Genomic DNA, 19,776 nt, shown 5'->3' on the forward strand with positions numbered 1-19,776 from the left:
TGGCTTAGCCCTTTACTGGGGCAGGGACCAATCCAACCAAGACCATAAAGCGATGGCGATTAACAGCACAACATGTAAGATGATGAGCCCTTTTACTGTAAGGAAAGGGACGTAATCATCATCCCCTTTTACTGGGTAATCATCATGATGGTTCTGCGACATGATTCAGCGCCTTGGTGTTATGGTTAAAGCCCTTAGGGCTTTAACGGGGGAGTATGGGGCAGAGCGTGGTACATTCTGTTGAAATAAACAAGCCCATGTGCCGTTGCATGCGTGCGTAACGCCTGCACAATACCAAACATCACGCTGTGCGTGCCCACTTCTACAATCTGGCTGATCTTGCAGTCAAACGAGGCCACAGCCTCTTCCAGCACAGGAGCGCCAGTTGCCAAGGTTGTCCAGTGCCCGGTGGCAAACCGTTCCTGCATGGAGTTGGGGCTGGCAAAATGGTTAGAAAGATGCTGCTGGGTAGATGCCAGCACGTTTACGCATAATGCGCTACCTTCATGAAAAGCTTGTCGGGCACGGCTTCCACGGTTCAGGCAGACCAGCAGCGTAGGTGGGGTATCTGTTACAGAACACACAGCGGATGCGGTAAAACCAACGGGGTTTTCCAGCGTTCCTGTTGTAACAATGTTCACAGCTGCGCCAAGTCGGGCCATGGCATCGCGGTAGGCGCTGGTCTCCGGAGCCAACATCTGCTCTCCTTTAATCAATCAAAAACGGTCTGTGCGTGTTTGTGCATGAAATAAAGAGGAAAGCAATGACAGAGCAAACTCTTTCCACCGTATCTGGCGTAAGAATGCAGCAAGAAGGGCATTTGGGGCGTATTATTTTAGACCGTCCCAAACGGTTGAATGCTGTGGATATTAGTATGGCCAGTGGCATAAAGGCCGCTTTACAGACATGGCGGAATGATCCGTCTATTCACACTATTCTTCTGGAAAGCAGCAGCACGCGTGCCTTTTGCGCCGGGGGAGACCTACGCGCTATTCATGATTGCCTAAAAGCTCAAGGGGCATTAGCAGCATATGAACTTATGAAGCGTGTGTATGATGTTATGCTGCTGTTGGCAGATTACAAAAAACCCATTGTTTCCTTTTTAGATGGCGTAGCTATGGGCGGCGGTATCGGCTTGGGTGGTCATGTACGATATCGAGTAGTTACGGAAACATCTGTGCTGGCTATGCCTGAAACTGCTATTGGTCTGGCCCCGGATGCTGGGGGAAGCTGGCTGTTAGCCCGCGCTCCTGGTTTTTCTGGCTTACGGCGTGCGGTTACCGGTGGGCGCATGAACGGGGCAGAGGCTGTGGCCATGGGGTTTGCAGATGTTTTGGTTCCATCGGCTTCTCTTGCAGATTTAAGAGAGACGTTGAGTATTGAAAGTGCAGAACATGTATTTGCACGCCTCCATTCCCAGCCCGAAAGCCTGGACGTGCAAAATCTGGATTCCTGTTACAATGCGCCAGATATCTTGCGGGTTATTGAAAACCTGAAAGCAGAAGGATCAGAAGATGCGCAAGAGGACCTTGAAGCGTTATCACGTGCCTGTCCGTTTTCTGTGCAGGTAGCATGGTCTGGGTGGCACCGGGCGCGTGCTGCTTCCTCATTACATGAGGCTTTTACACTTGAGGAAAACATGGTGCGCCATATGGTAGCCCGGCCCGATTTTGCAGAAGGTATTCGAGCCCGCTTGATTGATAAAGATAATAGCCCTGCGTGGGGGCCTCCTGCTTTAGCGGAAGTGAATGAGCAGGAAGTTCAAAATTGTTTTGATAAGTAATTAAACATGTCGCCCCGGAGCATTTTGTGCTGCGGGGCATGATGTGCGTTGGGTAGTTAAGCGGCTGCGGTTCGGAAAGATACGGAGGTTGGGGCAGGTTTGCCAATTGGCAGCACTGCATATCCATAGGCTTCTTCCAGAATTTCAGCTGCAGCCAGATAGATGGCGGAAAAACCGCAGAACAACCCTTCATAGCCAGCAAACTGGGTAACAACCGGCATGGCCAGCATATCACCCGCGGCAAGCAGGCCGAAAAGAATAGTCAGGCTCAGGAAAATAACCTGATGCGCCCGCGTGGCACGTAGTGTGGCAATAAACATAATAAATGTGAACAATCCCCACGCAAGCAGGTAGCTTCCTACAAGGTTGGGGCTGCTAGCATCTACAATACCAGTATGCGGCAATCCAATAAGTGCCACGAATGACAGCCAGAAAGCACCGTAAGCGGTAAAAGCTGTCATGCCAAAGGTGTTGCCATTACCATATTCCAGCATTCCCGCCAGAATTTGGGCTACACCTCCAAATGTTAGCCCCATGGCCAGAATGGCAGACCCCATAGGCACCAGGTCTGCATTATGTAAATTGAGAAGAACGGTTGTGAGCCCAAATCCCATTAAGCCTAACGGGGCTGGGTTGGCTCTGCGGTATGTCACCGGAGGCGATGTTTCGGAGTATGCCATGCCAGATACTTCTTTTTATGAGTGATGACTTAAACACTAAGCATCTGGATGGGGAGAAGTTCTCTATAAATAGAAAAATTCTGATAAAATTAAATTCATCATCGTGGCTTTTATTTTAGGAAACTTTCTTCTTTATTTTATCCTGCAGAACCCGCACTGACCAACGTAGAAACCGGCGCAGTTGCACCTACCTCATCTACAGAGCGATGGATGGGGCCGTATTTATCATAAAACCCTGGAATAGCCCGGATAATGCCTGCGGCTTGCGTCAGGCAGGAGATGGTTCTGTCCCGCATAAGGTTGGCCCCTTCCTGATCTGTGGTGGTGGCATGAATAACTGCTGCAGCCTGTTCCAAAGCCTCTGCAGTAGATAACGGCGCATGACGCAACATAGAGAAGGCTTTTAAGGCACTTTCAAGAGCAGTGCGGGCCTGCGCATTGAGTTGAACGTGTTCTGCATTCCAGCGTAAGCGTAAGATAAGCCGTCCCAGAGAAAGTGTTGCAAAAGCTGCATCGGTATATCCCTGCCGGTCTATGCCGGAAGGAATAAAGGAAAGGCGCATCATCAACCGTGTGATCTTTTGAAGCTGGAGGCCTTCCCACGCAATCCATTGCACTGGCTTGCGGCTATGGGAAAGAGCCAGTTGTTGCAAACTGCGCGTAAGGGAAGAAACCAGCCGTGCAGCATCTAACCGATGATCTGGTGGTAAAATAACCCGGAAAACCAGTACTAACAGCACGCAGGCAGCCACCATAGTTAGCCAATTATTGGTGAGTGCCAGGTCATTATAAACAATGGGATTGTTGATAGAGAGCAGCATGGTGAAAAACACCGCATACCCAAATGCGCCAATGCTGTAGCGTGGGTGAAACTGCAGCCATACACCGGGTAGCAGAAACAGGCAGAGAGTCAGCCATAAAAGCGGGTAGCCATCTATGCGGGGCAAGAAAAGGGAATGGCATAAAAACCCCATAGGCACTGCCAACATAGTGCCTGTTGCCATCATGGGGCTAGCTTTACCAGCGGAGGGAGCAGTTGAAAGCAGGCTTGAAGCTGCCACCACATACAGGATCAGCATAGGGCCTGCGCTCCAATGGAACACATACCATAACATGCCAGCCAGAAGCGCAATAAACATGCCACGCACGCCATTGCGCAAGGCAACGGGCCATTCCAGATACTGGCGTGTGTAGGAGGATTCACGATCACGGCGCAGGCTTGTCAGATCGTATAGGGCCAGATCTATTTGTACCAGAATATCACGCGTATTATCCAGCGTTGCCAGCAAGCTGGGTGCCGGGTTGTTGCGTGAAAGTTGCTCCAGGTTTTTCAGGCAGTCATGCAGGCAGGCAGATACTGGTGTGGGGTTTTCTAACCAGCCAGGTTGCTCTGTAAGATGCAGAATTTGCTCTAAGGTTTCGGCAACATATTGATGCACAGGGCGTGATTGTGCATCCACTAAAGAGAGATTTAACCAATAAGGATGATAACTGACAATTAGCCCGGTTAAACGATTAAGTGCCAGACGCAGGTTAGAAATACGGGCCTGCATATCGGGGTCATCTGCGGCGGCAAATTCTATGGCAGGAGTTAAGCCTGCCATGCCAGCCAGAAGGCGGCTGCGGCTATCATAAAGGGGCTGTGGCAAACTACGGAATGCTGTGCCCGTGGTTGTGGTATCTGTTATTTCGGAAGGGTTGTTTTCTTCTGCGGCATGTTCTTCCGGTGCAGAAGAAAGGCCTTCCTGCGCATGAAAGTTTTTTGCGTGGAGAATGGTATCACGAAAAGCATTTCCCAGTTTTTCCAAAACGGCGCTGGGCTTGCGAGGGCTTGTTACCATAAACACGCAGGCCGTTACCACCACGCCTGTTACCACGGCAGACAGGCGCCCCATTGCAGACAGAAAAATATTGTCTGGGTCTGCAAAAGCGGGTGCAGCAATAATAACAATTGTATAACCGGTCAGCACAGCAGCATAGGCACGAAAGAAGCGCAGAAACGTGGCAACCATGCAGGCTATGCCTACAAAGACAGAAAGAGCCGCAAAATACAGAACGGGAGACTGCACAAATACAGCCATAATGCCAATGCTGATAACGGCCCCAATAACTGTGCCAATAACACGCCAGACACTTTTGGAAACCATGGCCCCTACAGTTGGGTTTGCCACAATAAGAACAGTTGTGGCTGCACTGAGGGGAGAGTGGAGCTGGAACATAAACGCCAGAAAAACGGCGATGCCGATGCATAAAAACACGCGGGCAGAATAGCCTGCGGTGGCCTTAAAAGTATTCCATTGGGCTTCATCAGAAAAAAAGCCCGGTAAGCAGCGAGACAGCGCAGCGCTAAAGGAAAAGAGCGTATGACTGCTTTGCTCAGATCTAGCGCTCATGATGTGTTTCCAGCATGCAGGAAAGATCATGAATTAAGCTACGCACCTGATCTTCATTAAGGTTCTGGCGAACGTTCTGTTCAAGTTGTGCTGCAATGGTATGGAACAGCGCACATCTTTCCTGCCCAGCAGAAGTGAGCACAAGTTTTTTGGCACGTCGGTCCCGCGTATCCTGCAGGCGTGTGATCAGCTTTTGTTTTTCTAATAAATCAAGAATACGCACCAGTGCAGAGCAATCCACATTCATGGCGGCGGCAAGGTCACTTTGTGTGGCCCCGTCGGGCATCATCATCAAATAAGCCATGGGGCGCATGCTGGCCAATGTCATGCCATGCGGGCGTAAGGCCCGGTCCAGTTGCGTGCGCCAGACTGTGGCTAACCGCATGATGCGGAAAGTAAGTGCCATGTCTGAAAAACGCGTTTCATCCAGCGTGGGCAGAACGCGTGGGGAGGTCATGGAATCCTCATTAGTTAGCGAAAGAATATTTGATATATAAAGTATATTCATACGAATATAACATAGCTGTTTTGCGCGTCAATAATGGAAATAGGGCTGCAAAGCACAGGAACATTAGCGTGAAGCCTAAATCCTGTTTCAGATCAGCAGGCTTTAAAGTTGCAGGATTAAAACTGCGGGTTGAAAGCAAAGGCAGCTTATGCGCATTGTGCGCGGGCTAATGGTGTCCTTTACGGGATGAAAAGGGAAGAACGGTGCAAGGCCGTCGCTGCCCCCGCAACTGTAAGTTACCCATGGTGTTCCGTATGGGCTTTAGGGTCCAATATGCCACTGGCCTTCGTGCAGGCTGGGAAGGTAGGGAGCGCTGATTTATGTTCTGGCCTGTAAGGCAGGGCATATGTGGGTACAAGCCAGGAAACCTGCCATTGGTGCCTGTATGCGTAAGCACGCAGGTAGGCCTTATTTATTAAGTTCTGGCGTTGCTGCTGGCGGGGTGCCCGGCAGGCATAGATGTACCATGGGGTATATTTCCTCTGCTATCTCTGAGGTAGGGGCGCCGGGTTACTGCACCCCTTCAAGTAGCTGTTCTTTTAGAATGGCAGTTCTTTCAGGGATACAGCATGGCCGAAGCATCCGATTCTTCTCAAAAATCACCTCAGAATCGTCCTGTTTTGCATGTGTGCGTTACGTGTCGGCGTGGTGGACCTGCTATGGATCAGCCGCCGGGTGCTCAGTTGTATGCACGCTTGCAGGCTTTGGTGCAGGAAGCAGAAGTTAATGGGCAGGAAGCTCCGGTTCTGTTGCGTCAGGTTCAGTGTCTGGCCGCCTGTGATCGCGGATGCACGGCAGCCATTGCCATGCCAGAGCGTTGGACATGGTTATTAGGGCATCTGGGTGCCGAAAAAGCAGAAGATCTTCTGGCGTATGCCCAGCTCTATGCAAAATCCGCGCGGGGAACAGTTATGCCTTCGCGCCGTCCGGCATCTCTTTCCAATATGGTGCTGGGGCGTGTTCCCGCACAACTTTATGATGAACAGGAGCCTTCATGACAATCGCATCTCGCGTGCCTGTAACCATTATCACTGGTTTTTTAGGGGCAGGTAAAACAACCCTTTTGCGCAATCTTCTTCAACGTGCAGCAGGGCACCGCATTGCCGTAGTGGTGAACGAATTTGGTTCTCTCGGCATTGATGGAGAAATCCTGCGCGGGTGTGGCGTGGAAGGCTGCAAGGAAGATGATATTGTCGAACTGACCAATGGCTGCCTGTGCTGCACGGTAGCAGATGATTTTCTGCCAACTATGGAAGCCCTGTTAGATCGGGCCGACCCGCCTGAGCATGTGGTTATTGAAACATCCGGTTTGGCGTTACCCAAGCCATTGCTCAAGGCTTTTGGCTGGCCAACGGTGCGTAACCGTATGACTGTGGATGGCGTGATAACCGTAGTGGATGCACCTGCAGTATCCACTGGCCGTTTCGCAGATGACCCGGAAGCTATTGCCCAGCAACGTGCGGCAGATCCTTCTCTGGATCATGACAATCCATTGGCGGAGGTTTTTGAAGATCAGATCAACGCCGCAGATCTTGTGGTGTTGAACAAGACAGATCTGCTGGATGCAGATGCGCTCGCACGTGTTGAAGATGAAATCCGCCGTACAGCACCGCGGCCTGTGCAGATTGTACGTGCCACGGAAGGCAAGGTGGACCCCGCCATATTGCTTGGTATTGGCGCTGCGGCAGAAGCAGACCTGGCCGCTCGTCCTTCTCATCATGATGCAGAAGATGGCGAACACGAACATGATGACTTCGAAAGCTTTGTGGTGCGTGTGCCCGAGCAGCAGAGTGTGGAACAGTTTTTAACGCTCTTGCAAGATACAGCACGCCGTTATGATGTGCTGCGCATGAAAGGTTTTGCCGCAGTGACAGGTAAGGCCATGCGTTTGGCTGTGCAGGGTGTAGGAACGCGTTTTCGGCACGAATTTGATCGGCCTCTTTCTGTCAACGATGGGCGGGAAGGCCGCATTGTCGTGATTGGGCAAAAAGGGCTGGAGGCTTCGGCCATAGCCAAGGCTCTTGGCGGCACATTGGTAACGGCCTGATTAGGGGCGGAGTAAGCTTATGCATCTTTTGGTGCGGGAAAACCGGACGCTTGATGAACAGGAAGTGGCAGAGGATCTCAATCTTCCTTCTGCCGATCTTGTTGTTCTTTCTTTTACAGAAAGCGATCTTCTGGCCCTGCGCCATGCAGAAGCCTTGCTGCGCGCTCAAACTGAAGGAAGCGTATTGCTTCCCACCTTGCAGGTTACAAGCCTTGCACGGTTACGCCACCCTATGTCGATTGATCTGTATATTGAAACCACATTGCAAAAAGCACGCTGCGTTGTAGTGCGGCTATTGGGTGGTTTGGATTACTGGCGTTATGGAGCAGAAGAACTAGCGGCATGGAGCCGTGAAACAGGCGTGCCGCTGGTTTTGTTGCCTGGCGATACGTTACAAAGCCATAGCTCTGATGTGCAGCAACAGGAAGCACATACCGGGGATGATGTGCGGCTAGCAGAACTTTCCACTGTTTCCGCAGAACATTACACTCGGTTAAACGGTTTTTTTCAGCAAGGTGGGCCGGATAACATTTGCGCTGCATTGGCGCTCATGTCTGCACTTGCGGGTATGCAGGAAGATAAGGGAACGCGCCCTAAAGCATTGCCAGCATGGGGTGTATATCGTTCTTATTCTCCTGCTGCTGCCTTAGCTCAAATACAGATAAAGGCAGTGATACTCCTTTACCGTGCGCATTTGCTGGTAGGGGATGTAGCTGGGCCAGAATGTTTGGCACAAGAATTGGCGCAACGTGGCTGCACCGTAGATATTGTGTACGTTACATCTTTAAAAGATCCATCTGTTTCTAAAGATATAAGCCTTTATCTGCAATCTGCAAAACCTGATGTGGTTCTGGATGCTACGTGCTTTTCTGCACGAAGCCAGAATGGTTTTTCACCATTGGATGTGGCTAATGCACCCATTCTGCAACTTTTGCAGCCTGGATGCACACAGGCTTTGTGGGCAGAAAGCCCACGCGGTCTGGCGCGGGCCGATATGGCCATGCAAGTGGTATTGCCAGAACTTGATGGCACAATTGCAACTTTTCCAATTTCTTTCAGAAAGGATGCTCAGCCCGGACAGCCTGCGTTTAGAGAACCCTATAAACCGGGCATAAAACTGGTGGCGGGCCGTGCAATCGCATGGGCCAAATTGCGGAAGATTCCGCAAGAAAACAAAAAAATATCTATTGTTCTGTCTGATTATCCGGGAGCGGGACTAGAAAAATCTGGAGCGCATATAGCCCATGCTGTGGGGTTAGATGGTTTTGCATCTACATCTTCCATTCTCACCCTCTTGCAGAATGCAGGCTATAATACAGGTGCAGAAGATATTCCTGATGCCAAGGCTCTTGCTGCAACACTTGTTGGGGGCGGTTTAAAGCCTGTTCTTGATATAAAGCTATATCATCAGCTTTTAACAAATTTAGATTCGGGTTTTGTACAATCTGTTTTTGCAGCGTGGGGTGAACCCGAGCAGGATGCCACAGTAAAAGAGGACATTTTTTGTCTGCGTTACATCCAGTTGGGCAATATTTCTCTGGCTGTGCAACCAGATAGAGGGGCCGCGGCTGACCGTAAAGCCTTGTATCATGATCCGGATACACCGCCATGCCATGCGTATGTTGCGTTTTACCTGTGGTTGCAGCATGTGAAAAAGCTGGATGCCATGGTGCATTTAGGCACGCATGGCACGTTGGAATGGCTGCCTGGTAAGGCTGTAGCGTTATCTCCATCTTGCGGGCCAGCCGTGCTGATGGGTGATGTACCAGTTATTTACCCGTTTATTGTCAATAATCCGGGCGAAGCCGCGGCAGCACGGCGGCGTTTGGGTGCTGTTATTATCGGCCATATGACACCACCTGTTATGCAGGCTGAACTTTCGGCAGAGGCGCAGGAACTCGAACGTCTGATTGATGAATACGCTGAAGCAGATGGTCTGGACCCTCGCCGGGGTGCTTTGCTGCGTGCTGATATTCTGGATAAAGCCGTAAGCACAGGAATGTTGGCTGAAAGTGGCGTGCGGCCCGGAGAACTGGATGAGGCAGAAGCACTCGCACGGCTTGATGCATATTTGTGCGATGTAAAAGATCTGCAAATTCGTGATGGTCTACATGTTTTTGGTAAACCAGCCACACATTGCAAAAAACTGGTGCAGATTATTGCGCAGGCATGTGGGCGTCAGGAAGATGCAGCATTTGTTGCTGATATAGCCCGTAAAATCATGCAAAGCGGGCAAGCGGAGGCTCAGGCGCTCCTAGCTGCATTGAACGGGCGTTTTGTAACACCTGGTCCAGCAGGTGCACCCACCCGCGGGCGAGTGGATGTACTGCCAACTGGGCGCAACCTGTTTACGGTGGACCCACGTGCATTGCCCACACCTTCTGCCATGGTGCTGGCTGAGAAGATGGAAAAATTGTTGCTGACAAGGCATTTGCAGGAACAGGGTGAACATCTGACATATATCGTCATGGATATGTGGGGTTCTGCCAGTTTACGTACGGGCGGCGAGGATATGGCGCTTGCCTTGCGCCTTATGGGAGTGGAAGTGCAGCGCACAGCAGGCACTGGGCATGTTTGTGGGTTTGAGATTATTCCCTTGCCATTGCTAGACAGGCCAAGAGTGGATGTAACTCTACGTGTATCTGGTCTGTTTCGTGATGCTTTTGCAGATCAGATCGCCCTGTTTGATCAAGCCGTGACGGCTGTAGCGGAACGGAACGAACCGATTGAATGGAACCCTCTGGCTGCTTCTGTCAAAGGGCTGGAAGGAGAAGCCCGAAAGCGTGCAACAGCCCGTATTTTTGGGGCTGCGGCTGGTAATTACGGCACAGGTGTTGAGGAACGCCTGAATACAGGGGCTTGGGATAACAAGCAGGAGCTCGGAACAGCTTGGCTGGAAGGTTCATCCTGGACATATGGTGGCGGGAGAGATGGCCAGCAGGATATGCAGGCACTTTCCAATTTGGTTGGTCAGGCAGAAGCTGTGCTGCATGTGCAGGACAATGCAGAAACCGATATTTTAGAAAGTCCAGATATCGCTGCGCATGAAGGTGGTCTTTTCGCTGCGGCTGCTACGCTAGGTGCAACGCCAACTGTATTGCATGGTGATACATCTCGGCCTGATATGCCACGCTTGCGTACAGCAGAGCAGGAAGTGGCGCGTATTGTGCGCGGACGGTTGGCTAATCCACAATGGATCAAAGGGATGCAGCAGCATGGATACGCGGGGGCTGCAGAAATGGCGCGCGGGCTGGATGCGTTGCACGGATTTGCGGCCACGTTACCCCAACGCTTTGATAGACAATTTGATCTGGTTTTTGACCAAACCTTGGGTAATGCCGTGTGTGATGAATTCTTGAAACAGGAAAACCCGGCAGCACGGGAAGCAATGCGCATGCGTTTTGCCGATGCATGGCGGAGAGGCTTGTGGCATCCACGGGGAAATAGCGTAGCCTGTGTTTTGGATGAGGAAAACAAGGCATGAAAGCGCCTCGTATTATTATGGTTGCAGCCCCTCGCTCTGGTGGTGGCAAAACAACGGTTACACTCGCATTGCTGGCCGCGTTCCAGCGCCGTGGGTTACGGGTTGGGGCCGTTAAAACTGGCCCAGATTATATAGATCCCGCTTTTCATGCAGCTATCACCCATCGGCCACCTCTTAACTTAGATAGCTGGTGCATGCCCGCAGATTTGCTGGCTGGGATTATGGATGCCGCTGCCAAAGATGTAGATGTGGTTGTGGTGGAATCTGCAATGGGGTTGTTTGATGGATTAATGGCCCCAGAGGGTGCACGCGGTGCGCCTTCTGATATTGCAGCTTTATTTGCTATTCCGGTTTTGCTGGTGCTGGATGTTTCTGGGCAGGGGCAATCTGTCGGGCCAATTGCACAGGGTTTTGCTCGGTGGTCCGATACTGTGCAGGTGCATGGTGTTGTACTAAACCGCGTTGCATCTGAACGGCATGAGCGCTTGGCACGTTCTGCTGTGGATATGGCAGACCTGCCTGTTTGTGGTGCCCTCATGCGCCAAAAGGGTGAGGTATTGCCAGAACGGCACTTAGGACTGGTGCAGGCACGTGAACACGGTAATCTGGCTGGGTGGTTATCTGACCTTGCAGATAAGGCAGAACGTGAACTGGATTTGGATGCCATTTTAGAAGCGGCAGCGCCTTTGGCTGAGCGGAAAGTGGATCCGGTATCTATGGCAAAGGCGTGTATTCCTCCTCCGGGTCAACGTATTGCCGTGGCGGATGATGCCGCTTTTTCGTTTTTATATGGGCATCTTTCTTTATTCTGGCGGCAGGCGGGGGCGGAATTGGTTCCATTTTCTCCCTTGGCCAATCAGGCGCCAGATGCTTCTTGCGATGCCTGTTGGTTACCCGGCGGGTATCCGGAACTTTACGCAGGCCAGATTGCGCAAGCAGACCGTTTTAAAAAAGGCCTGCAGGATTTCGCGCTAAATCACCCAGTGCATGGAGAATGCGGGGGCTACATGGTTTTGGGGCGTGCGTTAGAAGATGCGCAGGGGCAGACACATTCCATGGCAGGCTTGTTGGGGCACGTTACGTCCTTCGCGCGTCGAAAGCTGCATCTGGGCTACCGTGAAGCCACATTACTGGCAGACAATGTGCTGGGCTGTGCAGGTACGCGCTTGCGCGGGCACGAATTTCATTATGCCACAGTCACGGAACCTGGTGATGATGCACCACTGGCTGATCTGGCAGCGGGGGATGGTGCACCGCTTGGTACATGTGGTGGCCAGCGTGGGTTGGTATCTGGTTCATTTTTTCATGTTCTGGCACGGTGTTCCAATCAGAATATTTTGAACTCTTCCTCTTTATGAAAAGAGCATATGCAAAAACGAACGCGGAAACTTGTGTGATAACAAGGTATGCACAAAGTGTTCTGCCGTCCTGATAAAGCTGGGGCAGGCGGTGAGAAGGAGATATTGAAATGCGATCTTTTCCCGTGTTGCTGGTAAGGCATGCTCCTGTTCAGGTTGCGCAGGGCATTTGTTATGGAAGGCAAGATGTCGCTCTCAGCCCAGGGTGGGAGAGTATTGTTTCTGGGCTTTCCGTCCTTGCAAAAGGGGCAGTCTGCCAAGTGTTATATAGCTCTCCCGCGCAAAGATGCTGGCAGATGGCGCAACGTTTGGCGCAAAGCGCGGGTATGGAACTGCGTGTGGATCACCGGTTGGCAGAATTGAATTTCGGTAAGTGGGAAGGGGTGCGCTGGCAGGATATAGACCGCACATTGCTGGATGAATGGGCTCAAAATCCAGCAGGTTTTGCTCCGCCAGAAGGTGAAAGCGGACAAGACCTGTATCAGAGAATTCAGAGCTTCTGGCATGAAGTACGGCAGCGCGAAGAAAATGTGTGTGTCTTGTCGCATGGCGGACCACTAAGGCTATTGAGTGCTTTTGCCGGTGGGTACCAACCACAGCTTCTTGCGCCTTCCATGCCACAGGGTTTTGCACGCCTGTTTATGGTGGGAGAAAAGAACGAATGCGTTTCAACAGAAACAGATTTTTCAAAGCATCATAAAAAGGAAGAACCGTGTCAGGTATGATAGATTCGCAAAAGCCAGCATCAGCACAGGATGCAGAGCATCATCGTACCAAAATGCAAAAACGCAAAGCTGTGCAAGATAAAGAAGTTGCCAGCAAAACAGTGGAAAAGGGCCTGTTAATTGTAAATACAGGTGCCGGAAAAGGAAAATCTACTGCAGCGTTTGGTCTGGCTTTACGGATGCTCGGCTATGGGCGGCGTGTTGTTGTAATCCAGTTTATCAAAGGGGCTTGGCATACGGGGGAGCGCAAGGCGCTGGAGAGCTTTGACGATCTGGTGGAATGGCACGCTCTGGGTGAAGGTTTTACGTGGGAAACGCAGGATAAAGCGCGAGATATTGCTGCGTGCCAGCGTGCATGGCGCGTTGCACAGCAAGCACTGGCAAACCCGGATATTGGGCTGGTTATTCTGGATGAGCTAAACATTGCACTAAGGTATGATTACCTGTCTATGGAACAGGTTCTGGCCGATATTGCTGCTCGCCCAGAAAGCCAGCATGTTGCGGTAACAGGGCGCAATGCCAAGGAAGCCATGCTGGAAGCAGCAGATTTGGTAACAGAAATGACATTGGTGAAGCATCATTTCAAAGCAGGTGTCAAAGCGCAGGAAGGTATAGAGTTTTGAGTGCCCGCGTTCTGATGGTGCAGGGCACAGGGTCCAGCGTAGGAAAATCAACACTTGTTGCAGGCCTTGCGCGGGCTTTTACGCGGCGTGGGTTACGGGTTTTGCCATTCAAACCTCAGAATATGTCCAATAATGCTGCCGTAACATGGGATGGTGGTGAAATTGGCCGTGCTCAGGCTTTGCAAGCGCGTGCCTGTGGTGTGCCTGCTAGCGTGGATATGAACCCTGTCTTGCTCAAACCACAAGGAGAAACAGGTGCACAGCTTGTTGTGCAAGGTCGCATTGAAGAAACAGTGCAAGCGCGAGATTATCAGGGCCGAAAAGCACTTTTAATGCCGTCTGTTTTGCAAAGCTTTTCCAAACTTGCCGCACAGGCAGACTTGGTTTTGGTAGAAGGTGCGGGATCTGCTTCGGAAGTCAATTTACGAGCACATGATATTGCCAATATGGGGTTTGCAGAAGCTGTAAACGCTCCGGTTGTGCTTGTGGGAGATATAGATAGAGGTGGAGTTATTGCCAGCCTTGTGGGCACACAGGTTGTTGTAAGCGAGAAAGATGCACAGCGTATTAAAGGGTTTATTGTAAACCGTATGCGGGGTGATCCAACATTGTTTACTGATGGCATGCAGTTTGTTGCAGAACGTACAGGTTGGCAACCGTTAGGGCTTGTGCCGGATTTGCCAGAGGTGAGAAGCCTGCCAGCAGAAGATGCCGCTGATCTGGATGAAAAACTTACGTATGCAGTAAAGCATTCAAAAGCAAAATTAGATCAGAATGCTCCGTTGCGTATTGTTGTGCCTCTTTTGCCGATGATTGCGAATTTTGATGATCTGGACCCACTTTATGCAGAACCCGGTGTGCATCTTATGCTGGTTAAGCGTGGTCAGCCTTTGCCAGAATGTGATCTGATTATATTGCCCGGATCAAAAGCAACGCTATCTGATCTTGCTTGTTTGAAAGAGCAGGGATGGGACAAACAGATTGCAGAACATGTTGCCAATGGTGGCTATGTGATGGGTATTTGTGGTGGCTACCAAATGCTGGGGGCTACTGTGGCGGATCCTTATGGAACAGAAGGTGCCGCCGGACAGACGGTAGGGTTAGGGCTGTTAAAAATTGATACAGTTTTAAGCCGGAATAAAAGCCTGGAGCACAAAGAAGGAAAACTGGCGGCAGAAGGCAGTAAGGTCGCTGGATACGAAATGCATGTGGGGCAAACCATAGGAGCAGATTGTCAAAACCCATTGATTTATCTGGACAATGCCCCTGAAGGTGCCGTTTCTGCAAATGGGCGTGTATGGGGCACCTATTTGCACGGAATTTTTAACCACCGGGCTGCACGCATGGCGTTGCTTGCACGTGTAGGTGGAACTGCATTTCAGCCAGATGGCGTATGGGATACAGCCGGAGCAGAGTTACCTGTGTGCCATGATCAGAGCGTAGAACACGCGCTGGATACGCTGGCCAACCATCTGGAACAGCATATTGATTTAGATGCTTTGTTGCAGTTGGCTGCTGTGCCAGCGGGTATTTAAAGCAACATATACTTTAACGTTGAATCCAGCGCCTTCTGGCAGGATTACGCTTTTCCCACCCACGGCGTTCAAGCTCTGGCGTGTTGGCTTGCTGTTCAGGAAAGCCAACACATAAATAGGCCAGAAACTGCCAGTTGGGTTCTACACTTAAAGCGGCGTGTGCTTCCTGTGGGTTAAGGATGGAAACCCATCCCACCCCAACGCCCCGTGCCGTGGCTGCCAGCCAAAAAGTGTGAATGGCCATAACAGCAGACCATGTTGTGGTTTGTGGCATGGTAGCTCGGCCAAGCCCGCGGCCCTGTTGGGGGTTGGTTTCACAAAATACGGCAATATGGTGGGGGGCATCATCCAGCCCGGCAAGTTTTAGGCGTGCATAACGCTGCGCGTCTTTTCCTTCTCGCCCTTCCAGTTCCTGCGTATTGCTGCGCATAAAGTTCTGGCGGATGGCATCACGGCGGTTCGCATCATTTACCAGCACAAAGCGCCATGGTTCGCTCAACCCGACTGAAGGTGCCAAGCAAGCCGTTTCCAGCAGTTCATCCAACACAGATGTTGGCACCGGTGTTGTACGAAAATGTCGCACATCCCGTCGCCATATCAACAGTTGCTCTAATTGGTTCTGAAAAGAAGGTGAGAAAAAAGGTGCTGTCATGCCTTTATCATGCAGCCAATAGCGGCCAGCAGCAACCCACCTATCAGAATACCACAAGCCCTGCGGTAAAGGGTTAGTCCGCGTTCCAGATCATGCAGGGTGGCAGTTGTGGTGCCTTCTCCAATCCACCCATCATCAACCACAGTTCCTGCATAATTACGGGGGCCACCAAACTTTACGCCAAGAGCAGTGGCTAGAGCTGTTTCTGGCCACCCCGCATTGGGTGAACGGTGACGTTTGGCATCTCGCCAGATGGTAGACCAAATCATGCGCCACTGTGAGGGAGGGGTAGATAGTAAGATACATACAGCGGCCAGGCGGGAAGCAGGCAGGTTGATCAGGTCATCCATTTTAGCAGCCGCCATGCCGAATGCTGCATAACGAGGGTTAAGGTGGCCGATCATGCTGTCTGCCGTGTTGACGGCTTTATAAAAGACAGTTCCGGGCAAACCGAGTAATGCCGTCCAGAATAAAGGGGCAACAATGCCATCGGAGAAGTTTTCTGCCAGACTTTCCAAGGCGGCACGCACCACGCCGGTTTCATCGAGCACAGATGTGTCTCGCCCCACAATTTGGCTTACAGCTTTGCGTCCACCTTCTAATCCAGACTGTTGAAGCGCTGTGGCTACGGCTTTGACATGCACCCATAAGGACTTCTGCGCCACCAACGTACAGGCGGCTACAGCCTGCATACAAAGCATGATGGCCGGAGGCAGAAACACAGAACCAATATGGAGTATAAATACCGTAAGCCCGACCGGAATACCGATAAGCAGCAACAGCGTGAAAAAACCAGATACCCGGCGTGCGGTATCTGACCATTCAGGTCGGTTGAACGTCTGCTCCAGCCTGTTTATCAAGAAGCCAATCCACACCACAGGGTGGCTTATTGCAGCAAACAGCGGTGCAGGATATCCGCATAAGGCTTCTAGCCCCGCAGCCATGGCGGCAACGGGCAGGGTTATAGAAAAAGGATAAAGCAGCATGGCAGATGCAGGCGTGCGGGAAAAGCGGCAAGAAGGCAAGGGGTATCCGCTGCAACAGGCACCTGCAGTTTCTGTGTTGCCTTCAAAAACGTCATCAGCACCACCCTACATTCCGGCACATGGCGGGCAGGTGCAAAAAATTATGCAGATGTTTGCAGATGCACCGCAACCGTTTGTAGACCTTTCTACAGGTATCAGTCCCTTTGCTTATCCAGCAAAATTGCCTGATTTATCTGCTTTGCACACATTGCCCGAAGAAGTAGAAGAAGCGGCGTTACAGCATGCCGCCGCTATGGCATATGGAATTTCTGATGCCAGCATGGTGGTTGCAGGCGGAGGAAGCCAGAGCCTGATTGCTTTGTTGCCAAGGGTGCTGAAGGCAGAACGGGCGTGCATACTGGGGCCAACGTATTCCGGGCATGTGCAGGCATGGAAACAGAATGGCATTTCAGTTTCAGAAGTATTTGCTTTTGCTGATCTACAATCGGCAGCACAGCAAAAAAATACGGTCTGCATTGTGTGTAACCCCAATAATCCTGATGGGCGTTTGATACAGGCTTCGCATCTGCTTGATCTGGCCAATACCTGTCAGGCTGCGGGAAGCTGGTTGGTGGTGGATGAGGCCTTTGCAGATATAACTGGCCAGAGTGTTGTGCCTGCCTTGCCACATCCTGCTTTGCTTGTTTTGCGTTCTTTTGGCAAAACATATGGATTGCCCGGAATAAGGCTGGGGTTTTTGTTGGCTCAACCTAGTATGGCCGCATATGCGCGGGATCTGTTGGGCTCATGGCCTGTTAGCACCATTGGGTTGTCTGTTGGATGCCAAGCCTTGCAGGATAGGGAATGGTTAAGGCAGGCTTCAACCAAACTGTGTGCTGCAAGTTCTCGTTTAAAAAAATTGCTGACTAAATCAGGATTAGACCACAAAGGCCAAGCTGTTTTGTTTGAGCTGGTAGAATGTGAACGGGCCACAGATTTATGGCAGCATCTTTGCCAGAAAGGTATTGTAACCCGGATTTTTCCGTACAATGCCCATTGGCTGCGTATGGGCTTGCCTGCCTCCGAACAGCAATGGCACAGGTTGGAAGAAGCTTTGCTGGATTGGTGTGCACTTTAATAAAAAAGTGCTGATAATACCGTCATAATTACACATTCTGTAATAACGGCACAGGCTCCTAGAATATCACCTGTATAGCCACCAAGTTTACGTTTTGCGTATTTGGCTATTAGTAAGGCAATAGCTAAAGCCAGCAAAAGAGGAAGCACTATAAGTGTTAGTAAACATGCCGGTGTAAGTGGTGCGGGTATTAAAAATACTGTCAGCAAAGTGCCAAGACAGATTGCGCCTATTAAAGCGATTGTTAGATTTTGCTGTGGCAAAGGGTAAAGCGATCGCGCCAGACCATCAGGCCGGGCTGGTGGAACTGTTTTTGTAACAACCAAAAATGCGCCACGTGCCAAGCATCCTGCAAGCCCACATATCAGGCAAGACAACGCGATGGAATGTATGGATAAAAGCACGCCCGCGCGTATCAAAATTGCCAAACACAAAGCCAGCACACCGTAACTGCCAATGCGGCTGTCACGCATGATTTCAAGTTTGCGCTCAGGGGTGATGCCACCAGAACTATCGGCGGTATCGGCTAATCCATCTTCATGTAGGCCGCCTGTTACAAGAATTTGTGCCGCTAAAGCTATGCCTGCTGCTGCAAGGGGTGGAATATGGCTAAACTGTAATGTTGCGGACAGTCCCCCGGTAAATACTCCAATGCCAGCGCCAATAAGTGGCCAGCACCAGATGGATTGTGCCAGGGGCCAGGAAGCGGAACTATTTTTGTAAGCAGCAGGTAACAGCCAGCTCACAGGTATGCGGGTAAGAAGCCCAACCCCACAGGCCAGATGCAGCCGTAATCTATCTAATATGGAGAGGGAGCCAGAAGATGTCATGCTTTCTGGCTTACGGCGGCTTCTGCAAAAGTAGCCATACCTGTGTGGCAGGCAAGTGCAGCGCGTAAGATACCAACCGCAAGGGCGGCACCAGAGCCTTCACCTAACCTGAGCCCTAACCCTAACAGAGGTTCCAGACCAAGATAGGAAGCAAGGCGATGTGTTTGCCCTGTTGTGGTAGCGCAATGTGACAGGCAGGTATGGGCCAGCCCATCGGGGTGTAACCGTGCAAGAGGTGCAGCGGCTGCCGTACAAACAAAGCCATCTAGCAGCACAGGTACATTCTTGTGTCTGGCAGCTAATGTGGCACCTAATGTGGCTGCCAGTTCGTATCCGCCAACACTACGAGCAGCTTCCAATGGGTCAGAACATACTTGCTGATGCAGGCTAAGTGCTGCGTCAATAACAGTTGCCTTACGCTTTAATCCTGCATCATCTGCACCAGTTCCGCGCCCAGCCCAGATAGTACCGCTTTCCTTAAACAGGGCTGCGGCTAAAGCTGCGGCGGCTGTGGTGTTCCCAATACCCATTTCACCCAGGCACAGTAGATCGCAGTCAGATGAAACGGCACTGTAGCCAAGCGTGACAGCTTGCAAAAAATCTTGCTCTGTCATGGCAGGCGCATGTGTAAAATCTGCCGTTGGTTGTAGATCATGCACAGGAATAACGTGTAAGGATGCGTCAACCGTTCTGGCTATCTGGTTGATGGCAGCCCCTCCGTTACGAAAATTGCTGACCATTTGTGCCGTAACGTCAGAAGGCCAAGGGGAGATACCCTGCTGTGTTACCCCGTGGTTTCCGGCAAAAACTAAAACCTGAACATTTTCCAGCTTTGGTGTGGCACGTTGTTGCCAACTGCCGAGCCAGCTTGTGAGTTCTTCAAGCTGGCCAAGGCTACCTTCTGGCTTGGTAAGTTGCTGTTCACGCTGTGCAATGGCGTTTTGGGCAGCCTTGTCTGCTTGCGGCAAATTACTACACAGGCTTCTCAGTTCCTGCATGGAACCAAGGCAGAGTGGCGCGTTAGAAAAAGAAGGAGATGATGGCATGCCGTTGAT

At 51.1% G+C, this 19,776-nt stretch carries 18 protein-coding genes and 1 riboswitch; of the genes, 9 read left to right on the forward strand and 9 right to left on the reverse strand.

Features of this window, described 5'->3' with window-relative positions; all coding sequences use genetic code 11:
- Positions 1 to 12: 12 nt before the first annotated feature.
- Both FCN51_RS20910 and FCN51_RS20915 read right to left on the reverse strand, forming a co-directional pair.
- Positions 13 to 162 carry a hypothetical protein gene (locus tag FCN51_RS20910; protein ID WP_003623615.1) on the reverse strand — a complete coding sequence of 50 codons (150 nt, stop codon included), beginning with the start codon at positions 160 to 162 and terminating at the stop codon, positions 13 to 15.
- A gap of 32 nt (positions 163 to 194) precedes the next feature.
- Entirely contained in the window at positions 195 to 698 is a 504-nt protein-coding gene (locus FCN51_RS20915; RefSeq protein ID WP_003623618.1) for a flavin reductase, read from the reverse strand.
- Positions 699 to 763: 65 nt separating this feature from the next.
- On the opposite strand from FCN51_RS20915, the gene FCN51_RS20920 reads away from it, so the two are divergent.
- Entirely contained in the window at positions 764 to 1,783 is a 1,020-nt protein-coding gene (locus FCN51_RS20920) for an enoyl-CoA hydratase/isomerase family protein (RefSeq protein WP_160256755.1), read from the forward strand.
- 56 nt (positions 1,784 to 1,839) lie between these two features.
- On the opposite strand, the gene FCN51_RS20925 is transcribed toward FCN51_RS20920, so the two are convergent.
- The 3 genes from FCN51_RS20925 to FCN51_RS20935 form a co-directional block, all read right to left on the reverse strand.
- Positions 1,840 to 2,463: an acetate uptake transporter gene (locus FCN51_RS20925; RefSeq protein WP_160256756.1), complete on the reverse strand. Its 624-nt coding sequence runs from the start codon at positions 2,461 to 2,463 to the stop codon at positions 1,840 to 1,842.
- 137 nt (positions 2,464 to 2,600) lie between these two features.
- Positions 2,601 to 4,856, reverse strand: a complete 2,256-nt coding sequence (locus FCN51_RS20930; RefSeq protein WP_160256757.1) for an FUSC family protein — start codon at positions 4,854 to 4,856, stop codon at positions 2,601 to 2,603.
- A complete protein-coding gene (locus FCN51_RS20935) occupies positions 4,846 to 5,364 on the reverse strand; it encodes a MarR family winged helix-turn-helix transcriptional regulator (RefSeq protein ID WP_160256758.1) in 519 nt (172 codons plus the stop codon). The genes FCN51_RS20930 and FCN51_RS20935 overlap by 11 nt, the downstream gene beginning before the upstream one ends.
- A 153-nt stretch (positions 5,365 to 5,517) precedes the next feature.
- Positions 5,518 to 5,754: riboswitch (cobalamin riboswitch) on the forward strand.
- A 179-nt stretch (positions 5,755 to 5,933) separates the two neighbouring features.
- On the opposite strand from FCN51_RS20935, the gene FCN51_RS20940 reads away from it, so the two are divergent.
- From FCN51_RS20940 to FCN51_RS20970, 7 genes are all read left to right on the forward strand, one after another.
- A complete protein-coding gene (locus FCN51_RS20940) occupies positions 5,934 to 6,362 on the forward strand; it encodes a DUF1636 family protein (protein WP_003623631.1) in 429 nt (142 codons plus the stop codon).
- Positions 6,359 to 7,411, forward strand: coding sequence for a cobalamin biosynthesis protein CobW (cobW, locus tag FCN51_RS20945; protein ID WP_160256759.1), 1,053 nt, complete (start codon positions 6,359 to 6,361; stop codon positions 7,409 to 7,411). Before FCN51_RS20940 ends, cobW begins: the two co-directional genes overlap by 4 nt.
- Before the next feature lie 19 nt (positions 7,412 to 7,430).
- Positions 7,431 to 10,895: a cobaltochelatase subunit CobN gene (gene cobN, locus FCN51_RS20950; RefSeq protein WP_160256760.1), complete on the forward strand. Its 3,465-nt coding sequence runs from the start codon at positions 7,431 to 7,433 to the stop codon at positions 10,893 to 10,895.
- A complete protein-coding gene (locus tag FCN51_RS20955; RefSeq protein WP_160256761.1) occupies positions 10,892 to 12,253 on the forward strand; it encodes a cobyrinate a,c-diamide synthase in 1,362 nt (453 codons plus the stop codon). Before cobN ends, FCN51_RS20955 begins: the two co-directional genes overlap by 4 nt.
- Before the next feature lie 110 nt (positions 12,254 to 12,363).
- On the forward strand, positions 12,364 to 12,978 hold the full coding sequence (locus FCN51_RS20960; RefSeq protein ID WP_035365769.1) for a histidine phosphatase family protein: 615 nt from the start codon (positions 12,364 to 12,366) through the stop codon (positions 12,976 to 12,978).
- Positions 12,975 to 13,601, forward strand: a complete 627-nt coding sequence (gene cobO, locus FCN51_RS20965) for a cob(I)yrinic acid a,c-diamide adenosyltransferase (protein WP_160256762.1) — start codon at positions 12,975 to 12,977, stop codon at positions 13,599 to 13,601. Before FCN51_RS20960 ends, cobO begins: the two co-directional genes overlap by 4 nt.
- 14 nt (positions 13,602 to 13,615) lie before the next feature.
- Positions 13,616 to 15,136, forward strand: a complete 1,521-nt coding sequence (locus FCN51_RS20970) for a cobyric acid synthase (RefSeq protein WP_160257171.1) — start codon at positions 13,616 to 13,618, stop codon at positions 15,134 to 15,136.
- A 13-nt stretch (positions 15,137 to 15,149) separates the two neighbouring features.
- Here the strand turns inward: FCN51_RS20970 and bluB are convergent, their stop codons facing one another.
- Both bluB and cbiB read right to left on the reverse strand, forming a co-directional pair.
- A complete protein-coding gene (gene bluB / locus FCN51_RS20975; protein ID WP_003623638.1) occupies positions 15,150 to 15,788 on the reverse strand; it encodes a 5,6-dimethylbenzimidazole synthase in 639 nt (212 codons plus the stop codon).
- Positions 15,785 to 16,774, reverse strand: coding sequence for an adenosylcobinamide-phosphate synthase CbiB (cbiB, locus tag FCN51_RS20980; RefSeq protein WP_160256763.1), 990 nt, complete (start codon positions 16,772 to 16,774; stop codon positions 15,785 to 15,787). Before cbiB ends, bluB begins: the two co-directional genes overlap by 4 nt.
- Here cbiB and cobD point away from each other — a divergent pair.
- On the forward strand, positions 16,773 to 17,891 hold the full coding sequence (gene cobD, locus FCN51_RS20985) for a threonine-phosphate decarboxylase CobD (RefSeq protein WP_160256764.1): 1,119 nt from the start codon (positions 16,773 to 16,775) through the stop codon (positions 17,889 to 17,891). The two genes, cbiB and cobD, sit on opposite strands and share 2 nt — an antisense overlap.
- On the opposite strand, the gene cobS is transcribed toward cobD, so the two are convergent.
- Positions 17,888 to 18,721, reverse strand: coding sequence for an adenosylcobinamide-GDP ribazoletransferase (cobS, locus tag FCN51_RS20990; RefSeq protein ID WP_160256765.1), 834 nt, complete (start codon positions 18,719 to 18,721; stop codon positions 17,888 to 17,890). The two genes, cobD and cobS, sit on opposite strands and share 4 nt — an antisense overlap.
- On the reverse strand, positions 18,718 to 19,767 hold the full coding sequence (cobT, locus tag FCN51_RS20995) for a nicotinate-nucleotide--dimethylbenzimidazole phosphoribosyltransferase (RefSeq protein ID WP_160256766.1): 1,050 nt from the start codon (positions 19,765 to 19,767) through the stop codon (positions 18,718 to 18,720). Before cobT ends, cobS begins: the two co-directional genes overlap by 4 nt.
- Positions 19,768 to 19,776 lie beyond the last annotated feature (9 nt).

The sequence above is a fragment of the Acetobacter pasteurianus genome (genome assembly GCF_009914215.2).
GTDB lineage: Bacteria > Pseudomonadota > Alphaproteobacteria > Acetobacterales > Acetobacteraceae > Acetobacter > Acetobacter pasteurianus.